The following is a 24542-nucleotide window of genomic DNA, read 5'->3' on the forward strand; positions in this document are numbered from 1 at the left end:
TTCTATGCCTGTTCAGATACGACAGTTGTGATGCTGTGCTGGGGTATATGAACAGTAACTGCTTCATTATCTAGTGTTACGGTTAAATCTGACGCTTCTTCTGTTTCGTTTAAAAGGACGGTTGCAACCGATCCGTCTGCGTTTTGGAAAGCGACGACAGATAAATCGTCACCGTTCAATTCGGTGTGCACGCGTTTCGCACCCGGTCTGATGAACTTGCTCAAATGACCGATGAAATAATACGAACTATTGTAATGCGCAACTTTTTCTTTTGTATCTGCAATGATCGGTGCATCACAGAAGTTACCGACGTGGTTTGGTCCGCCCTGTTCATTCAAGACGATGTTCCAGTCCAGGAAACCTTCCAGCCAGTTGTTCATGTCACCCATGATATTTCTGGCATAACGTTCTCCGGTGTGCCAAGCGCCTAATTGTACGCCGCCTTCGATACAGCCTTCAGTGAAAATCAGATGCTTGTCCGGATACTTGTCGTGAACTTTTGACAGTTCTTCAAAGTCTTCTGACACATACCAGTGGTTCCCGATGCCCCAGACCGCTTTGTTGGCTGCGTCATCTTTCAAGACCGTGTCCGCACGTTCGAACATCAGATCGCGGTTGTGATCCCAGATGATGATGTTGACGTCCAGGCTTTCTTCCTTGAAGACGCGCGACAGCTCTTTGACCATCTCGGCTTCTTCTTCGGCGGTATATTCACACGAGTCCCATACTTGCGTTGCGGCAGGTTCATTTTGAACGGTGATGGCTTCAATGTCGAATCCTTTTGCCTGCATTTCTTTCAAGTAACGGGCGATGAACTTTGCCCAAAGGGTGTAGTATTCTTTTTTAAGCTTGCCGCCATGGTTACGTTCGCCGTTCGTTTTCATCCATGCAGAGGGACTCCACGGTGATGCAACGAGTGTCAACGGTTGACCGGCGATTTCCTGGGCGCGACGAAGTGTCGGCAGGACCCATTTTTCTTCATGATCCAGTGAGAAAGTTTCCAGTGTTTCGTCGTTTTCTTCAATGTAGTCGTAATGTCCTAAAGAAAAGTCACAGCTGGCGATGTGTAAACGCCCAAGTGTGTAGCCTAAGCCATCTTTCTGATCATAATACGCTTGTAGAACACTTTCTTTCTGGTCTTTTGGTAATTGATCAAGTGTATAGGTTGCGGCCTCAGTCAAAGCGCCGCCAAAACCCATCCATGTTTGATATGTTTTGTTTGAGTCAACCGTCAATTGCTTGTTGGACGCTTGATTTTTTGAAGTTTTTATAGAAACAGGTTGCCAGAAACTGTTGTCTGCTTTCACAGATTGAACAGCTGTCACGGTACGTTTCGTCATCTTTTTCATCATCCTCCATGTTGTAGTTGAGTGTAAAAATCATTACTTTTTTGTTTTATTTAGAGTATACATATAGTGATTAGAGCTGTGAAATCATCACTTTTTGTTCAAATTTTTCACAAAAAAAGCACTATACTCTACAAAACACATAGATGATAGTACTTTTGATGTCCAAGCTTATCCTTTTACCGCACCTGCAGAGATACTTGAGATGATGTATTTAGATAAGAACATGAACGCAATCATGATAGGTACCACCGAAATAGCAATACCTAAGTAAATTGCACCTAAGTTTTGCGCAACAGGTGATCCTTGTAATTGTCTAATCATGATTGGTAACGTGTACAGTCTTGGCGAACGAATGATAACTAATGGGAACAGGAAGTTATTCCATGAACCGATAAACGTAAAGATTCCCATTGTTGCGATCGCCGGACTTAAAATCGGTACGACTAATCGGTGGAACATGTAAGTTTCACCGGCGCCGTCCATTCGACCGGATTCTAAAATAGACATTGGCATTGATGTAATCAAGTATTGTCTAAAGAAGAAAACGGTAAACGGTGCTGCAATTGCCGGAATGATCAAAGGCCAGTAAGTATCCAGCATGCCGAATGTGCTTGCCAGGTCGTACAAACCGATCAATCCAAGCTGTCCCGGAACCATCATCATGATGATAAACGTGACGAAAATAACGTTCTTGCCTCTAAATTGATACACAACCAATGCAAAGGCTGTTAAAGCTGAGAAATACGAGTTTAAAATCGTTACAGCAAGTGCAATGACCAAACTGTTTCTAAAGCCGACCCAGATACTGATATAACTATCGAGTGTTGCGTAGTTTTCCATTAAATAGCTACTTGGTACAAGTGAAAAGCCTCTTAAGATTTCAGAGTTAGAACGTGTAGCATTGACAATCATCATGTAAAAAGGGATGAAACAGATGATGACTAACAAAACAAGGAAAAAATAAATCACGCCTCGTGCTATTTTCAAATTTTTCATGATTATTTTTTCCCTCCATTCTTAACTTTCACTTGGCTGCGGTATATTGTTTTAAAGGTAATTACTGAAAAGATAATAGTGATAATAAAGAGTCCGTAAGCAATCGTTGCGGAATATCCGAAGTTGGCATAACTGAAACCTTGATTATAAAGGTATATAACCATTGTATTCAACGCGCCTCTTGGTGCTCCTCTACCATCTGTTAATAGTAATGGTAAGTCAAACATTTGTAATCCACCAATAATAGATGTGATGAACACATAAAGTAAAATAGGTTTCAATTGAGGCAGTGTGATTTTAGTGAAAGAATCCCACCAGTTAGCTCCATCAATGAAAGCTGCTTCGTAAAAATCTTTTGGAATACCGGAAATACCAGCCATCAAAATGATGAACGTATTTCCAAACCACATCCACGCACCGATCAAAGCGACCCATCCTTGTGCATAGACTGGGTTATTAAGCCAGTTAATTGGGCGACTGATCAAGCCTAAGTTAAGTAACATTTGGTTCAATGAACCATAGTTCCAGTCCAGTAAAATACTGAAAAGTAATGCTACAGATGCAATGGTAATGATATTCGGCAGGAAGAAAAGAGCTCTAAATGTATTCAAGCCTCTTAATTTCAAGCGTAAATCAGAAAAAAGCAATGCCAGTCCCATAGCAATGGCAATTTGAATAGCAAAGTTTGCTCCCCAAATTTTAAGAGTATTAAAGAATGCCTGGAAGAAGAAATCATCTTGAGTCAGTCTTCTGTAGTTATCAAGGCCAATAAAATCAGCATTATCGATTCCACCCATCCCCGTATAGTTCGTTAGGGAGTAGTAAAACGTAAGTAAAATAGGGTAAATATTAAATGATAGAAACACGATAACGAATGGAGCGATGAAGAAATAAGCCCGATTATTATTTTTAGTCATAGTCTTCTTTTCCTTTCTATAAGACCTATAAAAAATATAGGGGGGCGCTAATTTGATTAGCTGACCCCCTATGTGATTTTACTAGTCTTGATTTACATTGATTTGTGGGTATGCGTTTTGTACTTCAGCGTAGAATGAATCAAGTGCTTCTTCTTTACTTAAGTCACCTTCAACATATGCCCCAACAGCTGAACCAAACATTTGGTCTAAACGCTGATCGTAACGCGTAACATTACTTGCATCAATGTTTTCTGCTTCTGCTAAGAAGTAGTCATAATGGTTTTGTCCGCCTAGGTATTCATCTTCATAACCTTCAGAAATTTTGTCCATTACAGGTGTGTAGCTTAATACATCGCCAGTTTCCTCGACCCATTCTGTCAGGAACTCTTCATCGTTAACTAACATTTGGATAAACTCGAATGCCAAGTCTTTGTTTTCTGATCCTTCATAAACACCGATCCATGTTCCGCCACCGAAGTATGATGATGGACCACTTGTAACTGCCCAGTCGCCTGCAGTTTCAGTTGCATCTATTTTAAGAACGTGAGGTAATCCCCATGATGGAAGTGAAACACCAAATACTTCTGTCATGCCATCTGAATCTTCTTCCATCTCATCCCAACCAGCGTTGTATGTGATTGGTTCGTTAAATGATGCGTACCATGCTGGTGACCAAACTGGTGCTAAAGCTGTATATTCATTGTCTCTTAATTCTTTTGCGTAGTCGAAGTAAGACATACGTTCGTCTGTCATCGTTAAGTTTTCATCTTCATCTACCCAAGGTTGTGGGTTACTACCCATTGTGAATGGTGAACCAGAAACAGATTCTTCATCCGGGAATAAACGGTATCCAGCTTGTTTCAATTGTTCGCCGGCTTCCATTAAACCTTCCATTGTAGAGAACTGTTCTGCCATTGCATCTGGATCGTCTGTTCCAAATACTTCTTTAGCGATGCTTCTACGGTAGAAGATTCCGCCTGGTGTTACTTGCCATGTTAAAGCTTTCATTGTTCCTTCTTGGTCACGTCCTAATTCCCAAGCATATTCAGGATAATCAGTTGACCAATCTTCAACGCCAAATTCACCTAAGTCTGCCCAGTAGTCTTGTTCTACCCAGTCAAGTAAGTATATGATTTCAGCTGTAAAGATGTCTGGTGCACCACTGCCTGATTCAAGAGCCGGACGTAATGTATCTACGTAGTTTTCACCAGGGATGATTTGTAAGTCGATATTCACGCCGTGTCTTTCTTCAAATACATCGATTGGGTATTGTAATTCTTCTGTAAATGAGTTGATGACTAAATCAACTTCACCGCTGTCGCTGTCTGTATCGCCGGTTTCAGCTGTATCTCCGTTATCATCTGAACCACAAGCTGTTAATAGAACTGCTCCACATAATAAAGTAGCTAATTTCCATGAATTTTTCATTATTTTCCTCCTATTGTAGGGTTGCTTATTTTTGAACTGACTGATATAAGTATCTGCAACAACTTACCATTAGACACTGATAAGTGTTTTGTTCTTTGTAAAAATGGTAAATATGAGTGCTAACTCAACAACAAATGTTACCCACTATGAGTGTTATTATTAGAGCGTTATCAGTTGATTTATAAAACCAGCTAACCTTAAGCGCTTAACCGTGGTCTTAAATAAAAACTTGGTGATTAATGGACTAAAAACACAGATGTTATCGTTAACAACTCTTATATTCTATCACTTTCCCCCTTTATTTCTTTTAAACCCTTCTCCAGCTTTCCTTAAGCGCTTAACTAAATTTTATAAAACGATACCCTACTTAAGCAAGACGTTTGACTGACTCTCTTTTTATCAAGGTTACAGGTATCATTTTTTTGTTAACAATTCGAGTTGTATCTTTGGCGGCAATTTTATCGAGTAATATGATAGCAGCTTGCTGACCGATCAATTCTTTGTCTTGACGAATCGTGGTTAACGCTGGCTCAACGTGCTGCGCTATTTTGATATCATCGAAACCGATAAATGATATATCTTCCGGAACTTTAAGTCCTGATTCTTTCGTGACTTTCATTGCTGCAATGGCCATTTCATCTCCGCCAACATAAACGGCTGTTGGTTTATCTTTTAAAGATAATAGGCGAATCATTGCTTCTCTACCGCCGGCTTGCGAGTAAAACCCACCGTCAACTAAATATTCTTCTCTCACAGGTAACCCGTGTTCGTGCATTGCTTTCTTGAACCCTGTTGCGCGTTCAATGCCAGGGAACGTTGTTTGATTACCCATAATATGAGCGATTTTAGTGTGACCGTTTTCAACTAAGTGGTTGACCGCTAGACGACTTCCAGATTGGTTGTCGCTGTAAACCGTTCCCGATTCGTTGGTCGGTCTGTCGATATAAACTGTTGGTATCATGTGATCCAATTTTTTGATTTCGTCTTCCCCGTGCGACTGGACAATAACGACCCCGTCAACGCCTCGGTGACTCAAGTGTTTATAGGTTTCTTGCTGAAGACCCATATGTCTTGAAACGAAAAGCAAATCGTAATTATACAATTCAGCGTGTTTTTTGAATCCTTCAATAACTTGACCGAAAAATGGATGGGCAATACCACTTCCAAGATTTTCTCCAAATACTACACCGATCATCCAGGATTTATTCGTTGCTAAGGTTCGAGCTGAAGAATTTGGTGTGTAATGCAGTTCTTCAACTGCGTCCAATATCTTTCGTCTCGCTTTCTCACTCACCTTTTTATTGTTCAAGGCTTTGGAAACCGTCGCTATAGAGTAACCTGTATGGTCAGCGATATCATAAATCGTTACCATAGTTAAACTTCTCCAATCGAAAGCGCTTTACATGCGCACTATATCGTACTATGAAATCGATGTCAACAGTATATTACAAACATTTCTTCTTTTTAATTCTCTTGAACGTTTTTGACATCACCCATTGTGTGATAAAAGCGTAAAACGACAACGAATAAAAGAGCATGAGTGCCGGCACATAAGCATATATAAGGAATCCCACTAAGAATGCATGGACCATGACAAGGGCTGCCACAGGAGAGATAAGTGCGAGCCAAAAACCGTCTTTGATGCTTTTTTGCAACGAATGATTGAACTCTAAATAGATCCCTATGGTGAATGTGGCAACGATCAAGACTAAAGCGCTTAAGATGATGAGTGCCGGTAATACAGCCATTTGGATGAAACTATTCTGCGGTAATGCTTGAATGACTCTTATGTCTACATAAATAAATAAACTGGCCGCAGTGACAAGCCCGAAATAAATATTTCCGTCTTTGGAGTATTTTTTGAATTCATTTTTAAACTTCGTAAAGACATGGGACAAGTCTCCTTGTTTGAGTTTCTTTTTCACGATCGAATGCACAGCGAATGTAGCTGGACCGATCCCGAAGACAATTAATCCCAATAAAGAAAAGCCTAACCACAACAAATTTAGATACGCTAGTGTGACCAGCCAGTCCAAAGCTTTCATAATCATATCTAGGGACCCGACGTTTGCTTCTTCCATTGAATCACTTCTTTCTATTTTCTAATGCCTGCTTCGGTTATTTTATGCGTTGTGTTCAACAATCACTAACCGTTCTTGAAGTCATCAGTGGATTTAATAGTTATTTTACTGGTTATATAAAAAAAGTGCAACATTCTATTTCGATTTCCTGAAATCGTTTACTTTCTTAAAGGTTGGTTCCGATTCGTCTCAATAATCATTAAACCCCTTTAACACATGAAAAAAATCTCCTTCAGATTTTTTTAAAGCAGTTAATTGTAAAAAAAATATTCACATTTCGTTATCTCTAAACAAACTAACGATCTAACCCCACCCATTTACCGATACCTATGTGACGTAAAAATTTCAGGAATTTACTGGTATCTCCTTTCGCAACCACATCGCCAGTTGTCATCCGCGTGATGGTCGCATTGACTGTTCCACCGGCCAGAATCGCCAGTGACAATTTCTGAAGGATGGCCAACATGACCATGAAGCTGCCCGTCAGTGTAAAGAAAGTGGAATCATCGGGGAGCTGATAAATGAACAGACGATAACCGATAATGCCGATAAGTAGAGCGCCAGTTGAAAAGAGCCCGCCTGGTATGACGGCTTTAAACGGCTGCTTTACATTTGGCACCAGATAATACAGCAGGCAAAATGTTATGAAAACGAGTGGAATGAACAGCATCCAACGTCCGGCTGTCGTCGTGCTGAATGACTGAATGGAATAGACGACGAACGTTATCCAGGCCGCAAAGACCAGAGTCAAGAAAAAAGCCAGTATACGGAGAATCACGATGTTGTTGCGATTCTTCACCCCATAGGCTTTATTGAGACCCATTAAAATGGCCGCCATCGTCCAACTGACGGTCCACATTGTTGAAACGCCCGCGACGATCAGTATCCCGACGTTGGAACTTTCATAAATCCGGAGCATATCTTCGATTATTTGTTCGGCCAGCGGCTCCGGTGCGATTCGGTAAACGAACCATGACAGTCCGGTTATTTCCTGATTGAATTGTTGCAGGACATTGATTATGCCGACGATCAATGGAAAGAGTGTGAGCAAGACATAATAAGTGACAAACGTTGAATGCTGCCAGATTTCTCCTTCACGTACACGCGTACTGATTTCCATGACCCATTCCATTTTTGGAATACGTTTCTTGATTTCATTAAAACTAAACATGTTTGTTCCCTTCTTGCTTCACACTCGTTCACAAACGGGTTAAAAGCTTTATAACTTGGTTTATAGTTATTGGATTTTCTTTGGATCATTCTTGATTTTTTCTAAAGCCTGCACTAGAAAAGTATCCATTCGCTCACGCATGAGTGCTGCCGTTATGTTTGTCTTTCCAAAGGTTTTCCATCCCGCATAAACTGCAGGCGGCTCTTCGGTATAGACATTCCCTAATGCTTCCAAGTCCCAGTATGGGTCGTACTTCTGGAGTGTACTGTATTTTAGATACGCTTCTAGAAATTCATCTGCAACGTTCAAGCCGTACAGCATCGTAAGGTTCCACCGGCAATGTGCCACGTCGACCTCTCTCGGTCCCATACATGCGTTTGACCAATCGACGACCCCACTGATATTCGAGTCTTTGAACAAGACGTTCGTCGGATGGAAATCACGGTGAATAAAGATGGGGTTGATTTCCGGCTGTTTCTTCTGGTTTAAATAGTCGAAAGCCTGCTTCCATAAGTCAGGACACGTTGACCAGACCGCTTTGACTTTGGTTTCCGGATCGAAGTAACGAATATACTCATACGGCACATCGATTTCATTTGTGTGTAATTGTGCCAATGTTTCAGCTAATTTTTCTATCCAGTTCGATCGATCGGCTGGATCCAGCACGACATCACCCGCAACGTAACTCATCGCAACGGTTGGGTGTGTGGTCTTGAACGCATACGGATCCGCTGCTAATAATACCGGTACAGCAAACGATAAGTGTCTGGCAGAAAGCAGATTCCTCGCCTCTTGTTCGGCGATTTCAGGCTCCACAGCCAGCCACTCCAAGTCAGTATATTCTCTCAAAGCGATCTGAATGATTTCACCGCCTTGGTGAGCCGTCAGTAGCCACAACCGACTCGAGGTGCCACCCAACAGTGGTTTAACGTTTATGAGTTTGCATTTCAAATCTCGTTCGAGCCAGTTTGATGTCTGGTTAGAAAGTTTCATGACGTGTCCCTCCTTAAATCATACAGACGATAAACGATCAGACTATTTATCGTCTGATCGTTCAGTTCATTTTAATTTGGTTCGGTTCATTAGTTTCAGTTTCATCAAGTGACTTTTAGTTTCCAGTGCCGTTCACCCTATCACGTTTGTCGCATTTAAAAAAGGTTCGGCGGTGCTTTTCTGTTAGAGTTCTTATTGCTGACAGATGAGTCATCGTATCCTCAGTTTAACATATCTTATTTAACTTAAGTGAAACAATCTTCACTAAGATCAATGATGGCCGTTTTCTTTAGGATTTCTAAAAACATACTTTGGCGAGTGAGCTACAGTTAATAAAAATCGAAAAAAATACACTGGATTACCCGCTGTCAGATTGCGTGTGCGGATAGTTCAGTGCATTTTTTTAGTTTAACAGCTTTTATTGTGGTTGCAGCCTATTACTTGTAACGCTGCTGGAATTCGGTGATCGCTTCATATTCTTGTTCGAACAAACGGCTCAAGCGAATGTAAAGCGGCATCAGTTCTTCATAAACGGCCACTTCTTCTTTCTCAGGAACGCTGATTTCTTTTGTTTCGACCATATGTTTCACTTCCGTCAAATCATCGATCTCTCCAATGGCAAACCGTCCAAGTACTGCGGCTCCAAGACACGCGCCCTCCACCGTTTGCGGGATATGCACTTCCTGATTGAAGATATTCGCCATCATCTGTCTCCAGACACTTGACTTGGCAAATCCGCCAGTGGCATGGATCCTTTCAGGTATGCCGATCACTTCTTCCAGCGCCAACAGCACCATGTAAAGGTTCATATTGATGCCTTCCAAAACGGCACGCATCATGTGCTCCCTTTTGTGATGGATAGCCAGGCCGTAGAAAGAGCCTCTCGCATTGGCGTTCCATGAAGGAGCCCGTTCGCCTGACAGGTATGGATGGAACAGCAGGCCGTTTGCACCGGCACGTACCTCTGCGATTTTTTCGGTCATGATTTCATATGGATCGACGCCTTTTTCTTTGGCTTCTGCCACTTCTTCCTGGCATAATTCATCTCTCAGCCAGCGTAAGATCATGCCCCCGTTATTGACCGGTCCCCCGATGACCCAGTGGTTTTCGGTCAGGGCGTAACAGAATATGCGTCCTTTAGGATCGGTTGCGGGCTTATCAGTCACGGTTCGAATGGCTCCACTGGTACCGATCGTGACGGCAACGACGCCTTTTTCGATCGCATTTACGCCGAGATTAGCTAAACAGCCGTCATTGGCACCGATGACGATTTTCATATCAGGATGAATTCCCATTCGCTCTGCCAGTTCTTCGTCTATATTCGAGATCACTTCGGTTGTCGGAACGAGGGCCGATAATTTATCTTTCGTTATGCCGGCCGTTTCAAGCGCCTCTGTGTCCCAGTCCAGTTTGTATATATTGAACAGTCCGGTGGCGGAAGCAATGGAATGATCCACCACATACTTCTTGAAGAAATGGTAAAAGACATACTCTTTGATGCCTATAAACCGACTTGCTTTATGGAATATATCCGGTTCTTCCTCTTTTAACCACATCAGCTTGGTCAATGGAGACATCGGATGAATCGGAGTCCCAGTTTTTTCATACAGTGATTTTCCGTTGGAATTTTTCAACTGTTGCGCATACGGTTCGGCTCGCTGATCGGCCCAGGTGATCGATGCTGTCAGCGGTTTTCCTTCTTCATCTACGGCAATCAAGCTATGCATAGCCGCGCTGAAGGAAAGGACACTGATCTTTTCTTTGTCCACGCCTGAATTTTTCATCACTCTCTCAATAGCAGTAATGACCGCCTCCAGTATTTCATCCGGGTCTTGTTCCGCGATTTTTGGTTCCGGTGTCAGCAATGGGTATTCGACTGTCGCTTGATAAATGATTTCTCCTGTGTCAGAAAACAGCACGGCTTTCGTGCTCGTGGTTCCGATATCCGCTCCGATAGAATAGTGTTTCATTTCATTACTCCTTTCAGTACTCGTTTAATAAGAAAGAAGCTTCTGCAACAGAAGCTTCTCAGATTTTATTTATTCATTCATTTTTATATAAAGAAGATTCCCAGCAGCATCGCCATGCCTAAACCAGTGAAGCCAATGATGGTTTCCATGACGGTCCAGCTTTTCAGTGTGTCTTTTTCATCTAAACCGAAGTATCGGGATACTAACCAGAATCCGGAATCATTCACGTGAGAGAAGGCTGTTGCGCCACCCGCGATGGCAATAACGATCAATGCCAATCCAGGTCCTTCTACTCCCATGATCGGTAGTACTGGAGCCATTAAACCGGCTGCAGTAACCATAGCTACGGTCGCTGAACCTTGCGCAATTCTTATGACAGCAGCAATAGCGAAAGCCAAAAGGATCGGTGGTAGCGGTGAGTCAGCCATTTGATTACCTAAAACGTCTGCCACGCCTGAATCGATAAGTACCTGTTTGAATACGCCACCGGCACCGGTAACCAGGATAATGATTCCGACTGGTTCCAAAGCTTTAGTTGCTATGCCCTGTACATCTTTACGTGAGTAACCTCTTTTTGTTCCTAACATGGTGAAAGTAACCATGGTCGCAATCAGTAAGGCAACGATCGGATGACCGACAAATGTTGTGATACTGCGGACTAGATTTCCTTCTGCCAAAACAACGGTCGACAGTGTGTTTAATAGAATCAGTGCTAAGGGTAAAAGAATGATGGACGCTACCATAGCGAAACTTGGTAATTCTTTGTCCCACTCTTTGTCTTCAATGTTCATATATTCAGGAATACCGACATCTATTTTTTTCGAAATATATTTCCCGAATACAGGTCCTGCAAGTATCATGGATGGAATCCCTGCAATGAAACCGAATAAGATGACCCAGCCTAGATCTGCGCCGACTAAATCGGCCACCGCTATTGGACCCGGTGTTGGTGGGATATAAGAGTGCGTAACTGCCAGTCCTGCCAGCAGTGGAATCCCGTAATAAAGAAGTGAACGGCCTGTTTTTCTCTGCAAGCCGTATACGATCGGAACTAAAATGATAAAGCCGACATCAAAGAATACTGGAATAGCTACCAGGAATCCGGCTATACCTAAAGCCCACTGAGCTTTGTCTTCACCAAATTTATTCAGCAGGCTACTTGCGAGACGTTCGACCCCGCCGGAAACTTCCAGCATTTTACCGAACATGGCTCCAAGACCCACAACGATTGCGACAAACCCAAGCGTGCCGCCCATCCCGCTTATGACCGTATCGATAACGGTGCTCAACGGCATTCCCGTAGCAACACCAACCAGTAAACTCGTTAACAGCAACGCAACAAACGCATGTAATTTTGTTGTAATAACTAAGAATAATAATACCGCAATTCCTAACACCGCGATTAAAATCAACATTGTTCCATCCATTATTTATTCCTCCAATTTAAGTAAATTTATATTAATCATTCAACTCAACTGCGTGGCCACCAAACTGATTACGTAAGGACGCCACCACTTTTCCAGTAAATGTATCAGACTCCAAGGATCGATTACGCATCATCAGTGACAAGGCAATGACCGGAGCAGATACTTCCAGTTCCATCGCCGTTTCCACTGTCCATCTTCCTTCACCCGACGCATGAACGATCCCTTTTATGTCATCCAGTTTCGGATCTTCGGAAAAGGCATCTTCCATCAATTCTATCAGCCATGAACGAATAACGGAGCCATTGTTCCATACTCTCGCTACTTCTTCATGATTGTAGTCGAAGGCACTTTTTTCCAGGATATCGAAGCCTTCACCGATGGCCTGCATCATGCCATACTCCACGCCGTTGTGGACCATCTTGAGGAAGTGACCACTGCCACTTTGACCTGTATATAAGTATCCTTTATCGACCGAAATATCCTTGAATATTTGTTCGATCTGTTCGACGACTTCTTTGTCTCCGCCGACCATTGTACAAGCTCCGTGCCGCGCACCTTCTATTCCTCCACTTGTGCCGACATCAACGTAATGGATGCCTTTTCCCTTGAGTGTTCCGTGTCTTCTCATGGTGTCTTTGTAGTGTGAATTTCCTCCGTCAAGAATGATGTCCCCATCAGATAAAAGTGGCGTCACCTCGTTCAAAAGATTTTCCGTGATATCTCCGGACGGTACCATCATCCAGATTATTTTTCTTTCCGAAAAGTTATTGACGACCTTTTCGAGCGTACTCACTCCCGTGGCGCCATTCTCGTTGGCTTCCTTCACCAAATCAGCATCTATATCAAATGCGATTACTTCATGGTTGTTTTCCATCAGATTCAAAGCTAAGTTCATACCCATTTTTCCCAGTCCACAAATCGCTAATTTCATTTCCATTCCCCTTTACGAAATATTTTTCTATGTTTTTATTATACAAAAGAATTTTATTCTTTGCAAGCGTTTTACGGAAAAATATTTCTTTTTATTTCTTTTTACTTTATAATGAAAAAAACAACAACATTCTATGAGGTGAGCTGATGAATCAGACTTTTCAAAATAAAAACACACAGATGCGCATCCGTGCTTTACATGCCACATTAAGTGATAAAGAACGACTCCTGGCCGATTTCATTCTAGACCATCCGGAGAAAATCATTCATGGCACGATCAACGAAGTCGCTGAAGAATTGAACTTGGCAGATTCAACCGTCTTTCGTTTTTGTAAAAAGCTTGGCTATAAAGGCTTCCAGGATCTTAAAATTTCACTGGCAACGGAATCGACTTATGTAATGAAAGATATCCACGAAAAGGTATCAAAAAGCGATGATGAAAAGACCATATTAGAAAAAGTTTTTCATTCGAACATCAAGACTCTTCAGGATACTCTGGAAGTCATCGATGATAAAGATTTCGCCGGTGCCGTCGATATCATTCTGCATGCAAATAAAATTGAGTTATACGGTTTCGGCGGCTCCAACATCATTGCCATGGACGGCTACCATAAATTCATTCGAACTGGTCTTACTGTGAGTGCCCAAACGGACTCCCACATGCAGCTGATTTCGGCTTCGCAGTTAAAGGAAGGCGATGTCGCCATTCTGATTTCTCATACGGGTCACTCCAAAGATATCCTGGAGATCCTGGAAACAGTCGATGAGCAAAACGTCTCCACCATTTGCATCACAGGATTTACTCAGTCGCCACTCAGTCAGGGCGCTGATATTTCCTTGTATACGTTGTCGGAAGAAACGGACTTCCGTTCCGAGTCATTGGCTTCCCGAATTGCACAACTGAGCATACTGGACGCTCTTTATGTCAACGTCATGATGGCGCTGGAAGACAAAGGTAAGGAATCATTGAAGTATGTCCGTAGAGCCATACAAAAAAAGCGACTGTAGTTTCCTGTGCAGACAAAAAGGATCGAATCCGCCAATATTCGATCCTTTTTTTTGTGAATTTTTAAAGGAAAGATTTTTATCTTTATTCCACTGCCTCTTTCAGAAATGCCAGTGCTTCGTTTTTTAGAATGCCGCGCAAAACCTGTTCCGGCAGCGTCTGGAACGGAATCTTTTTCATTAGTGTAGCTTCGTCTTTTCTGGCGATGGCCACGAAGCCCGTTCCTGACAGGCGCTGGCCGGATGGATCCAATTCGGTGCTGGCACTGACGCCCAGTCCGACATCCGTCTGAAATTTTTCGGCACATTGTTCAGCTAATTGCATTACTACCTTTTCTTCGGATTGGCTTCCCAGATCGGTCAGGTCGAATTGTTTTTCACTGGTCTTGTGATCACGCGAAACGATTCCGCCTTCAAACACGGCTGAAACGCCGGCTATCCCGGTCAAGGCATCCATCAGCAGGCCACCTGTAAATCCTTCTACCACACTTAAGCTTAACTTTTTCTGCTGTAACAATTCGATCACACGGGATTCAATGGTCTGATCTTCGCCGTACCCGATGAAATACGATGTAAGCTTAGCGAGAATTTCATCAGCCACTTGCTGGTTCATCTGCTGTGCGGTCTGCGGGTCAGCTGCATTGGCAGTCAATCGGATCATGACATGGCGCGGTTTGGCATACATGGCGATCGTTGGATTGGTCTGACTTAGGATCCGCTCATCCAAGATGGAGGCCACTTTTGATTCTCCGATGGCATAGAAATTCAGGTACATGGAATCAATTACGCCATCCTGCTGAACTTTTTCCAGCAAGTACGGCTTCACTCCATTTTTCAGCATATATTCCATTTCATATGGCACACCCGGGAGAAGAATGAAATACTGTGGTGTCGTTCCTTCTCTTTCCAACTCGAACGTGGCCCCACAAGCCAGACCCACGTCATTAAGCAGCGTGGTTCCATGTTTGAAAGTCAACGATTCGCTGTAAGCCTTTTTTGTAGGCTGCTCGCCACGTTTTTTGAATTCTGTCAAGATTCTTTCGAGCTGTGTCTCATCTTCGACCAATTCATCACCCACAAACTCCGCCACGACCTCTTTAGTGATATCGTCCTGGGTGGGACCAAGCCCGCCTGACAAGATGATGATGTCCGAACGTTTTGACGCCAGCTCCAAAGCATCTCGTATGCGTTCGGGATTATCTCCGACTGTTTGCAGGTGATACGTCCCGATGCCGATACTTAAAAGTTCTTGAGCAATTTTGCTGGAATTGGTATCCACAACGAACCCCATCAGTAATTCGGTTCCGACTGAAATGATTTCTGTTTTCATAAGTAAACTCCTCTGCAGTATGTTTCTTCATAAACTTATTGTATCAAAATTTATTGTTTAAAGCATAGACTGTTGCAACTTGTTTCTTCAGTTTAGACGTGTGACTTATTTGTGCAAGTGTGCCCGGGAAAGCTTTGTTGTGGGTTGTCTTTAGGCGAACATGCTAATGAAAAAGAAGCACGACAATGCGTACTTCTCTCTTTTAGTATCCAGTTTGGTGAGGCTATTCGCCTGTTTGTTTCGTTAAGATTCTCGGACCATCTTTCGTGATCGCAATGGTGTGTTCATACTGGCAGCTGAGTCCGCCGTCTTTCGTGCGCGCTGTCCAACCGTTGCTATCCATTTTCGAGCGCCATGTCCCGGTGTTTACCATCGGTTCGATCGTGATGACCAGGCCTTCTTTCAAACGAGAGCCTTTGCCCGCTTCACCGTAATGTGGCACACTTGGTGCTTCGTGCAACGTGGGGCCGATGCCGTGTCCGATAAATTCGCGGACAATCGAGAACCCTTCCGCTTCAACGTGGGTTTGAATGGCATGACCGATGTCACCCATACGGTTACCCAGTTTGGCCGCTTCGATTCCTTTGTACAATGCTTCTCTCGTGACGTCCATCAGTTTTTTCAGTTCCGGCGTGGGTTCACCGACACTGTAGCTCCAGCATGAGTCTGCCAAGGCGCCGTTCAAGTTGACAACCATATCCACTTTGATCAAGTCCCCTTGCTGCAAGACAACTTTACGCGGAAAGCCGTGACAGATCTCGTCGTTCACGCTGACACAGGTTGAGTATTCATAGCCTTCAAACCCTTTTTGTTCAGGGGTCGCGCCGTATTTCTCCATTAATTCCTCAACGTATTTTTCGATATCCCAACCCGTTATACCTGGTTTAATAAAATCGCGTAAATGTTCATGAATTTTAGCTAGCACTTCGCCGGCTTTATCCATCGCTTCTATTTCGCGAGGTGATTTCAAAGTAATCACAAAACATTCTCCTCTTCTTTAAATTATTCTTTACCAGTATAGCGAAAAAACGGCGTTTAAAAAACCTTTTTCTTGAAAAGAGCTTTATTCGGACGGAGCATACTCGCTGCCGGCGAGTATGAACAGCATTGGAAGGGTCGCGTTCGGGAAATTTGTGTGTTGCTTGAGTGAGTTGTGCATGAGTTGTGTGTGCTTTTTGAGTTTGTGCGTGATTGCTTAGTGATTAGCGCGTGATTTGTTCAAGTTCGGTAAGTAGGATGAGTAGTGTCTGTTCTAATTACCGAATACCGGCTGGTTCGGTAGTTAGGAGAAGGTTCTCTTTTTCAAAGTGTCGAAGTTGGTGACTGTTCGGCACTTTGAAATCGATTAAGTACTGCTAATTACCGAATGGAGGCCCATTCGGTAATTAGCAGCGGTCAACCTTTCTCAAAGTGTCGAAAATGTGCCAAGTTCGGTAATTAGCTGAAAAGGTTTTGCCCCAATCTACCGAATAGGATGGTATTCGGTAGATTGGAGCCACTCTTGAATTCCTACTTACCGAACCACCCGCAAAACCGCTCTTTATAATGTCCATACTCGCCTAACAGCGAGTATGCACCACTAAACTTCAATGACTGTAGAAACTGACGCCGGTCAGTTTCTTCTTTCTAAATCTCATAAAGAAGCCTTCGACTCAAGAGTCGAAGGCTTACATATTTTATTCATTCATAGTAGCTGTTGCTTGTTGTTCCTACCTTTTCATAGTGCTTTCTACAAACGTTCCTTAGCCGGCGTGGACTGATTTGTTCGCCGCACCAGTCATACAGGCATCGTGCAGTCAGTTTTTCTTTTGGGAAAAGCAGTTTGAATTCTTCAATATGCTCCAGTATTGTTTTATCCAGCGCCTGTTTGTTCTGACACAGCAAACAGTAACTTTTTTTCCGAGTCACAGTCACCTGATTCTCACCACATGTCTTGCAGTATACAGCCTTCTTTAACTTTTTATACTCAAAGTCCGGTAACTGTTTCTGATAGGGAACTGATTCTCTATTTTCTTTTACCAACTTTTGAGCCAGATACCGCTGTTCTTTAGATAGTGAAGTTAGTCGGTGATTGATAGCGTTAAAATGTTTCTCGATCTGATTCGGATAAACAAAGGAATCGGAAGACTTTGCCTGATACAGATGAAAGGTTGGATGCACAAATATCACTAAGGCTTCAACGCTCAACCCGTAACCTAAATCTTTGATTAACTGCTTCATCAACGTTTTTGCACGACTCACTTGATTCAGCGGACTATTGATCTCCTGTCCAGTGAGTGTCGTCAATTGACCGGCATTCATTTGATAATTCCCTTTATAGTTTTTGATTTCGTAGATATATAACGTATCCGACATAATGAGGATACTGTCCACTTGGAACGTACTTGATCGACTCGTCAGCAGCAAATCATTTAAAACGATCACTTCTTTATTCAGATACTTTTTGACATACGTGTCAAAAAGTTCCTCTCCTTCAAACCCCTTCTCAAGATTGAGCAGATAATTCCGATCAGTGTCCTGCAGTTCCATTCGTTTATCCAGTGCCAGAAGTCCTAAATGAAGTTTAGACTTCTCTCTGTGTTTGAGTATCAATTTGCACTCACCCCTTCACCTTTAATATTGTCCAACTGATAATTTTTTCATCAAAATTGTTGAGTTTTTTGAGATATTCTTTTGAATAAGGTCTAAAGTCGTCAAATCAGCTTCAATTTTATCCGGGTTCGACACTTTGGTGGTTATTTCACTTTTCTAAGTGTTGAATAGTGACAGGTTCGGTAAGTAGCAAGCGTTGCTTCTCCCCAATGTGCCGAAGTTCGGGCAGGTTCGGTTGTTAGAAAATTTAAACGCGCCGCTAATTACTGAATGAGCCTCCGTTCAGTAATTAGCGGCGCGAAAGTTTTTTCAAAGTGTCGAAGGCATGCCAACTTCGGTAATTAGCTGAACAGCGGCAGCGGCAACTTACCGAATAGGGTGATATTCGGTAGATTGGGGCCAAACTTGAATCCCTACTTACCGAACCGACCGCAAAATTTGCTTTTCATGATATCCATACTCGCTCAACAGCGAGTATATCCCCTTTAACCTTTCAAAGGTTGTGGAAACTGACCCGTGGCGGTCAGTTTCGTCTTTCCAAAGACAAAAAAGAGGCCTTCGACCCGAGAGTCGAAGGCTTTCCATATTGTATTAGTCTTGATCGATGAATTCTATCTCGTAGCCTTGGGTCTCAAAGAAGTCCTTGACCGTTTCGCGGCGACGGGTGTTTTCAGGAATCATCACGATCATGTCTTCGGTCGTTTCATAACCATCAAACACCGGTAACCGTCTTGAATCTATGCCGATTGGATCGTCATGGACGTCAGGTTGGTAATAGTCCTCTTCCTCCAAACCCGTTAAGCGGAATTCCAGCATGGCTTCAAGTTCTGAATATTTTTCATAAGCTTCTTTGTCCATCAGGATCACGTCGTACTCTGCTGCAGCGAGTCGGGCCATAAAGCCTTCCACCATGCGTCCCTGTGGTGTGAAGGATACGTAGGCTGACTCTTTCTCGCTTTCCGGTTCCAGCAAATCGTTCAAATCGCTGATCAACGGTTCTTCTTCTAGAAAACTGACTTCTGCTGCAAAAACTGTTACGTGAAAGGTTGTCTCGGTGCGGTTGAATGCATCGATCGTGATAAAAGCCACAAGAGACACCACTAACACAGCGATCACCACGTGCCAGTGGTAGTATCCCCACAGGTAGTCAATTTTTTCTTTGGTGGTATCTTCTGAATTCAGTATTTCTCTTATTTTTGTTTTCGCCATAAAAGACCGTCCTCTTTAGTGATTTTTCTTCTCCATCTTAGCATGAATCAAATTATTGGTTTGTATCGAAGAATTCTATCTCGTAGCCTTGGGTTTCGAAGAAGTCTTCGATGGCATCGCGGCGTTTGGTGTTTCCGGGAATCATGACAACCAGGTCTTTGGTCGTCTCATAGCCATCAAATACCGCTAACTGACTTGAATCTATGCCGATCGGTTCGTCATAGTTATCCGGCTGGTAATAGTCCTCTTCTGACAAACCGCTTAAACGGAATGCCATCATGTTATCATTCGCAGCATACTCTTCAAAGTCTCTTTGATTCATCAAGATCACATCATACTCTGCCGCGGTGATTTGAGCCACGAAGCGGTCGGCCGTTCGACCGTGAGCCGTAAAGGTAGCATAAGCGGTCTCGTTCCGGCCTTCGGGTTTTAAAAGTTCATTCAGGTCACTGGTTAAGTCCGGCGCCTCTTGCTGTAAAACTTCTGGCGCCAGTACCGTAACGTGAAAAACAGTGATGGGTCGGTTCATCCAATCTACAAAAAGATAGCCCACAAAAAATAACGCCACCACGGAAATTATCACGTGCCAGCGGTAGTATCCCCACAGGTATTCAACTTTTTCTTTGGCCGTATCTTCTGAATCCAGTATTTCCCTTACTTTCGTTTTCAATATAAAAGACCGTCCTCTTGAATGAATTTTACTTTTCTCTTTATTAAAAATTGTCGTGTTCGGTAAAGCTTCATCTTATCCGTTTTCCTTCCCCATTTTAGCATAGGGGGCAATTGTATTCAATCAAGGAAAAAAAGGGTTGATTATCTGGTGAACAGTGAATTTTAATAAGAGGACGGTCCATCTGGTAAATGTGCAAGCTCGAAAGCGATTGCTTGCCTTAGTTCTTGCCTGTAGTATACGCTATTTATTCGTCCATGTCAGGTATAAAGACTTCTATATGCTGTTTTATTACATTTAATTTGATCGGCAGTGAATCCCCTTCATCACCGTCGATATTCGTGATGACTGAGTCATTTTTTTGTTCATCAGTGAGAGAGATATTTGCTTCTTCGAACTTGCGGTAAAATACATTTTCGTCCTCGGTCAGTTTTCCGGAAAAGACTTTCGGTACCAGATCAAGCTTGTCGGCAATATTGCCGCCTTCTAACGCTACCAGGTGCAAGTAGCCGTCGTCCACGCGTGCGTCTGGGATCATCGTTTGGATCCCTACCACGGAATTTGTTAAGGCAATAAGCACCAGGAAGGAATCCACTTCTGTGGTTTCACCGTTGATATCGAATTGGAACGAATACACTTCTTTTTCAGAAATGGCTTTCACACCTTCCAAAAAATACGCAAGTGGACCTAACTTGGTCTTCTTCTCGATCGGTACACTATGAACGGCTTCAGGAATGGATCCGATAGCGACGATATCGATAAAATACGTGTCATTCAATTTTCCGATATCGATTGCTTTTTTCTTGCGGTTCGTTAAGGCTTTGATTGCTTTGTCCGGGTTCATCGGGATCTCCAGAACACGGCCCAAGTCATTGACGGTACCTAGCGGGATGAAACCAAAGGCTGGTCGGTTTTCTTCAGGCGCAATACCGTTCACGCATTCGTTCACTGTCCCGTCACCACCTAAGGCATAAATCGCGTCCACATGAGCGCGCGCGGCTTCACGGGCAAACACCATGGCGTCTCCGGCTTTTTCTGTCCATTTCAGTTCCACTTCATCGTATAATTTTTCAAGTTCGGCTTTAGCTTGAGGACCGTATTCCTCGCCTTCTTCACGGCCACTGGTTGGGTTAACGATTACAACTGCTTTAGTCATAGTTTCAAACTCCTTAAAGTAAATTCATCATTGCAAGCTTCATTTTACTTTAAAGTCTCTCAATATGCTAAAAAAATGGCCTCGGTATTCCGAGACCATTTCCGTTTAATTCGATTATAATTCTTTTCCGTTTGATTCGATCACTTTTTTGTACCAGAAGTAACTGTCTTTTTTGTAACGCTTGAGTTCTTTTTCATCCAGTTCTTCACGGTCAACGTAAACAAAGCCGTAACGTTTCTGGTAGCCGTTCATCCAGCTGAGCAGATCAGTGTAGCTCCATGTACAGTAACCTAAAACGTCCACTCCGTCCGTGACCGCTTCTTGGATTGCTGTAACGTGGTTTCTTAAGAAGTCGATGCGGTAGTCGTCGTGGACCGTACCGTCCGCTTCCAGATCATCATAGGCGCCTAAACCATTTTCAGTAATTAGAATCGGCATATGATAGCGGCTGTTGATGCGACGCATCGCTATGCGCAGACCGGTTGGATCAATATCCCAGTCCCAGTCGGTTTTTTCGATGAATGGATTTTCAGCTGATTTATACATGCCGGGAACTCCGCTTGTTTGGCTCGTTCCTTTTTTACCGGTCGTGTTCATTTTACCCTCAGCCACGCCGTCCAGCGGATTCGCTTCAACGGTCGCGGTCTGGTAATAGTTCAGTCCCATGAAATCAGGTTTGCCCGCCTTGAGCAGTTCCATGTCACCGGGTTGAACATCCGGCGTCAAGTTGTTGCGTTCCAGATACTTCCAGACAACGGACGGGTATTCACCGCACACATAAATATCCATCCATAAATGTTCATTAAATTCTTCGTTGTTTTCCGCTGCCAGTTGGTTCAGTGGATGGCTGTCTAAAGCGTACGATGGGCCATAAGCAAAACTCGGACCAATCATTCCCGTCATATCGAGTTCTCTGAAGCGTTTGATGACGGAAGCATTTGCCAGATGCGCAATATGATTCGCCGCATACATGCGCTTTTCATCGGTGACATTCGGTGGATGAGCTGCCATGCTGTAGCCGAGTTTGATGAAAACATTCTGTTCATTTAAACTGACCCAGTACTTCACTCTGTCAGTGTAACGATTGAAAATTATTTCAGCATAGCGGGTAAAGTCTTCGATCACTTGACGATCTTCCCATCCGCCGTATTTATCCTGCAGGGCTTGCGGTATATCCCAGTGATACAAGGTGACGAGCGGCTCGATACCGTATTTCAATAACTCATTGATCAAGTTGTCGTAAAATTCGAGTCCCTTTTCGTTCACTTTACCGTCCCCGTCTGGAATCACACGTGCCCAGGCAATAGAGAAGCGATAGGCTTTCAGTCCCTGATCCGCCATCAGTTTGATGTCTTCTTTGTAACGGTGATAATGGTCAACTGCAACTTCTCCCGTCGTGCCTTTAAACGTCTTACCAGGAATCTGAACGAATTTATCCCAAACAGATTCCCCTTTTCCGTCTTCTTTCATTGCCCCTTCAATTTGATAAGCAGCAGATGCGGATCCCCACAAGAAATCTTCTGGAAAGGCATCCAGTTGTTTATGAAACATTGACTCACTCCTTAAATTTTTTTTCATAAAATCGTTATCACATGGAAATGGTGTTCGTTTCCATGTCTCGCTGACCCTTACCCAAGCAGTATAACCGTTCTCATTCAGCAATCTCAAGAAAAACATTCTTGAATTTAATAGCTGTCCTTCCAATGGGCATTCATTGAAAATCTCCACCTAAAATGGTATCCTTTTTTAGGATGAAATTAAGTCGTACGTTGTTACATAAAAGAATACAATACGAGGAGTGAAAGCTATGCCGAGCGTGATGATCGTGTATGCGAGTTTGACAGGGAACACGGAAGAATGTGCGGAAATTTTGGAAGAAACGTTTAAAGAATTGGGAGCTGAGGTCGAATTAGTCGAAAGCGTCTTTGCTGATCCTGAAGATTTGAAAGGTGTCGACATTGTGTTGGTTGGCACATACACCTACGGAACCGATGCAGATTTACCGGATGAGATCGTTGACTTTTATGAAGAACTTGAAGACGTGGATTTAACAGGAAAGATCTTCGGCTGCTTTGGTTCGGGTGATACATTTTATGAGAAATACTGTAAATCAGTGAATGATTTTGATGAGCAATTTGAAAAGACCGGTGCAAAAAAAGGTGCTGAAAATGTCAAAGTGAATTTAAATCCTGAAGCCGAAGACATTGAGAACTTGAAAATTTTTGCCGAGAAAGTATTGGCCGCTTACAAAAATCAGTAAGTATTAGTTTTGAAGTAGCGAATGAAGGGTGCTTGGCAGCAACAACGAATGTGTGTTGTTGCACTGGTCAACTTTCGGAATGGTTTGACCATTCCGAAAGTTAGTTTTGGAACATGGCAGGCCAGTAATAACGAAGTCAAACCGTCCGTTTTATGGGCACTCGGATCTGGCTACCGTCATATCGATACTGCTCAAAGGTATAAGAATGAAGAAGAGGATATGAAAATGAGCGACGGTATGACCGGCCGTGCAGGCTCGGCAAAAGATACCGATTCGGTTCAATTTTAATTAAATGAACAAAAAAAAAGCTTGATTAGGAGGTTTCATACCTCTTATTCAAGCCTTTTTCAATTTACTACAACTAAACTTCTTTAAACATTCTGCCAAGCGGCTAACGAATAGGTAACTACGCGATCGGCTTTATCTGTAATCTCTTTGTCACTGTAATCAAATTGCCCCTGGGCAGTTAATACAGCCATTCCATGAATAGAAGGCCAAATGATATCTATAAGCGCCTTTTTTTCCGAACTATTTCTCGAATCTAATTCTTCCATCTGATCCATCACCTGGTTTAATGAATCGAAGGCACACTCATGTAAGGGGCTAGATGATGATGCTCCACCCAAAAAGAGAGCGCAGAAAAGAGTCCCTTCTTCTTTAGCGAAACGTACGTAATTCGCACACATATCTTTTAAATTAGTATCCTGATCAGATATTTTGAATACATCTTCCTGGATGCTTTCTTTTACATAATCAAGTAAATTATCTTTCAAGTCATCCATGTTTTTAAATTCTTTATAAATGGGTTGAGTCGATGCATTAAGATACTCGGCAATGCGTCGCGCTGTGAAATGACTGAAGCCCTCATCTTTTATTAATTCCAAAGCAGCATCTAAAATATGTTCTTTCAAAATTCTCCTTTTTCTAGGCACCTTCTTATACTCCCTTATTAATAATTTTTTAACCTCTCTTACCCTATAATGATTGCTAGTATAACATATTTAACTTTTAGAATAAAGACTTTTAAAACAGTTTAAAAATTTAATTACTTTGTCATA

The 24542-nt window shown here is 42.8% G+C and carries 22 protein-coding genes; 3 read left to right on the forward strand and 19 right to left on the reverse strand.

Going from position 1 to position 24542, the window contains the following annotated elements; translation table 11 throughout:
• Window positions 1–2 precede the first annotated feature (2 nt).
• From AX762_RS03660 to gnd, 11 genes are all read right to left on the reverse strand, one after another.
• Window positions 3–1340 (reverse strand): glycoside hydrolase family 30 beta sandwich domain-containing protein, encoded by a 1338-nt coding sequence (locus AX762_RS03660; protein WP_071847832.1) that lies wholly within the window; start codon window positions 1338–1340, stop codon window positions 3–5.
• A 177-nt stretch (window positions 1341–1517) separates the two neighbouring features.
• Window positions 1518–2345, reverse strand: coding sequence for a carbohydrate ABC transporter permease (locus tag AX762_RS03665; RefSeq protein WP_071847808.1), 828 nt, complete (start codon window positions 2343–2345; stop codon window positions 1518–1520).
• 2 nt (window positions 2346–2347) lie between these two features.
• Window positions 2348–3262 carry a carbohydrate ABC transporter permease gene (locus AX762_RS03670; RefSeq protein WP_071847809.1) on the reverse strand — a complete coding sequence of 305 codons (915 nt, stop codon included), beginning with the start codon at window positions 3260–3262 and terminating at the stop codon, window positions 2348–2350.
• Window positions 3263–3343: 81 nt separating this feature from the next.
• Window positions 3344–4690, reverse strand: a complete 1347-nt coding sequence (locus AX762_RS03675; protein ID WP_071847810.1) for an ABC transporter substrate-binding protein — start codon at window positions 4688–4690, stop codon at window positions 3344–3346.
• A gap of 367 nt (window positions 4691–5057) precedes the next feature.
• Entirely contained in the window at window positions 5058–6062 is a 1005-nt protein-coding gene (locus AX762_RS03680) for a LacI family DNA-binding transcriptional regulator (protein ID WP_071847811.1), read from the reverse strand.
• Window positions 6063–6135: 73 nt separating this feature from the next.
• Window positions 6136–6771 (reverse strand): YesL family protein, encoded by a 636-nt coding sequence (locus AX762_RS03685; RefSeq protein WP_071847812.1) that lies wholly within the window; start codon window positions 6769–6771, stop codon window positions 6136–6138.
• A 295-nt stretch (window positions 6772–7066) separates the two neighbouring features.
• The gene (locus tag AX762_RS03690) at window positions 7067–7942 is read right to left on the reverse strand and encodes a YihY/virulence factor BrkB family protein (protein ID WP_071847813.1); all 876 of its coding nucleotides are present in this window, start codon (window positions 7940–7942) and stop codon (window positions 7067–7069) included.
• A 66-nt stretch (window positions 7943–8008) separates the two neighbouring features.
• The gene (locus AX762_RS03695) at window positions 8009–8935 is read right to left on the reverse strand and encodes a phosphotransferase family protein (RefSeq protein ID WP_071847814.1); all 927 of its coding nucleotides are present in this window, start codon (window positions 8933–8935) and stop codon (window positions 8009–8011) included.
• Between the two features lie 437 nt (window positions 8936–9372).
• Entirely contained in the window at window positions 9373–10905 is a 1533-nt protein-coding gene (gntK, locus tag AX762_RS03700) for a gluconokinase (protein ID WP_071847815.1), read from the reverse strand.
• 83 nt (window positions 10906–10988) lie between these two features.
• The gene (locus AX762_RS03705) at window positions 10989–12332 is read right to left on the reverse strand and encodes a GntP family permease (protein ID WP_071847816.1); all 1344 of its coding nucleotides are present in this window, start codon (window positions 12330–12332) and stop codon (window positions 10989–10991) included.
• 31 nt (window positions 12333–12363) lie between these two features.
• The gene (gnd, locus tag AX762_RS03710; RefSeq protein WP_071847817.1) at window positions 12364–13263 is read right to left on the reverse strand and encodes a phosphogluconate dehydrogenase (NAD(+)-dependent, decarboxylating); all 900 of its coding nucleotides are present in this window, start codon (window positions 13261–13263) and stop codon (window positions 12364–12366) included.
• Between the two features lie 146 nt (window positions 13264–13409).
• Here gnd and AX762_RS03715 point away from each other — a divergent pair, with 146 nt between their 5' ends.
• Window positions 13410–14270, forward strand: coding sequence for a MurR/RpiR family transcriptional regulator (locus AX762_RS03715; protein ID WP_071847818.1), 861 nt, complete (start codon window positions 13410–13412; stop codon window positions 14268–14270).
• Between the two features lie 82 nt (window positions 14271–14352).
• Here AX762_RS03715 and AX762_RS03720 read toward each other — a convergent pair whose 3' ends face one another.
• The 7 genes from AX762_RS03720 to AX762_RS03750 all read right to left on the reverse strand — a co-directional run bounded on the left by AX762_RS03720 (window position 14353) and on the right by AX762_RS03750 (window position 22775).
• Window positions 14353–15597, reverse strand: a complete 1245-nt coding sequence (locus AX762_RS03720) for a CinA family nicotinamide mononucleotide deamidase-related protein (protein WP_071847819.1) — start codon at window positions 15595–15597, stop codon at window positions 14353–14355.
• 223 nt (window positions 15598–15820) lie between these two features.
• Window positions 15821–16576 carry a type I methionyl aminopeptidase gene (map, locus tag AX762_RS03725; protein WP_071847820.1) on the reverse strand — a complete coding sequence of 252 codons (756 nt, stop codon included), beginning with the start codon at window positions 16574–16576 and terminating at the stop codon, window positions 15821–15823.
• Between the two features lie 701 nt (window positions 16577–17277).
• Window positions 17278–18189 carry a nuclease-related domain-containing protein gene (locus AX762_RS03730; RefSeq protein WP_071847821.1) on the reverse strand — a complete coding sequence of 304 codons (912 nt, stop codon included), beginning with the start codon at window positions 18187–18189 and terminating at the stop codon, window positions 17278–17280.
• A gap of 591 nt (window positions 18190–18780) precedes the next feature.
• Window positions 18781–19398, reverse strand: coding sequence for a hypothetical protein (locus AX762_RS03735; protein ID WP_071847822.1), 618 nt, complete (start codon window positions 19396–19398; stop codon window positions 18781–18783).
• Window positions 19399–19450: 52 nt separating this feature from the next.
• Window positions 19451–20068, reverse strand: coding sequence for a hypothetical protein (locus tag AX762_RS03740; protein ID WP_071847823.1), 618 nt, complete (start codon window positions 20066–20068; stop codon window positions 19451–19453).
• 247 nt (window positions 20069–20315) lie between these two features.
• Window positions 20316–21224 carry a diacylglycerol kinase family protein gene (locus AX762_RS03745; RefSeq protein WP_071847824.1) on the reverse strand — a complete coding sequence of 303 codons (909 nt, stop codon included), beginning with the start codon at window positions 21222–21224 and terminating at the stop codon, window positions 20316–20318.
• Window positions 21225–21338: 114 nt separating this feature from the next.
• Window positions 21339–22775, reverse strand: coding sequence for a glycoside hydrolase family 1 protein (locus AX762_RS03750; protein ID WP_071847825.1), 1437 nt, complete (start codon window positions 22773–22775; stop codon window positions 21339–21341).
• 256 nt (window positions 22776–23031) lie between these two features.
• On the opposite strand from AX762_RS03750, the gene AX762_RS03755 reads away from it, so the two are divergent.
• Complete coding sequence (locus AX762_RS03755) at window positions 23032–23484, forward strand: flavodoxin (protein WP_071847826.1); 453 nt, start codon at window positions 23032–23034, stop codon at window positions 23482–23484.
• 21 nt (window positions 23485–23505) lie between these two features.
• Window positions 23506–23772 carry a hypothetical protein gene (locus tag AX762_RS03760; protein ID WP_071847827.1) on the forward strand — a complete coding sequence of 89 codons (267 nt, stop codon included), beginning with the start codon at window positions 23506–23508 and terminating at the stop codon, window positions 23770–23772.
• Window positions 23773–23855: 83 nt separating this feature from the next.
• Here the strand turns inward: AX762_RS03760 and AX762_RS03765 are convergent, their stop codons facing one another.
• Window positions 23856–24416 carry a TetR/AcrR family transcriptional regulator gene (locus AX762_RS03765; RefSeq protein ID WP_071847828.1) on the reverse strand — a complete coding sequence of 187 codons (561 nt, stop codon included), beginning with the start codon at window positions 24414–24416 and terminating at the stop codon, window positions 23856–23858.
• Window positions 24417–24542: the final 126 nt, after the last annotated feature.

This window comes from Alkalibacterium sp. 20 (genome assembly GCF_001885615.1).
Lineage (GTDB): Bacteria > Bacillota > Bacilli > Lactobacillales > Carnobacteriaceae_A > Alkalibacterium.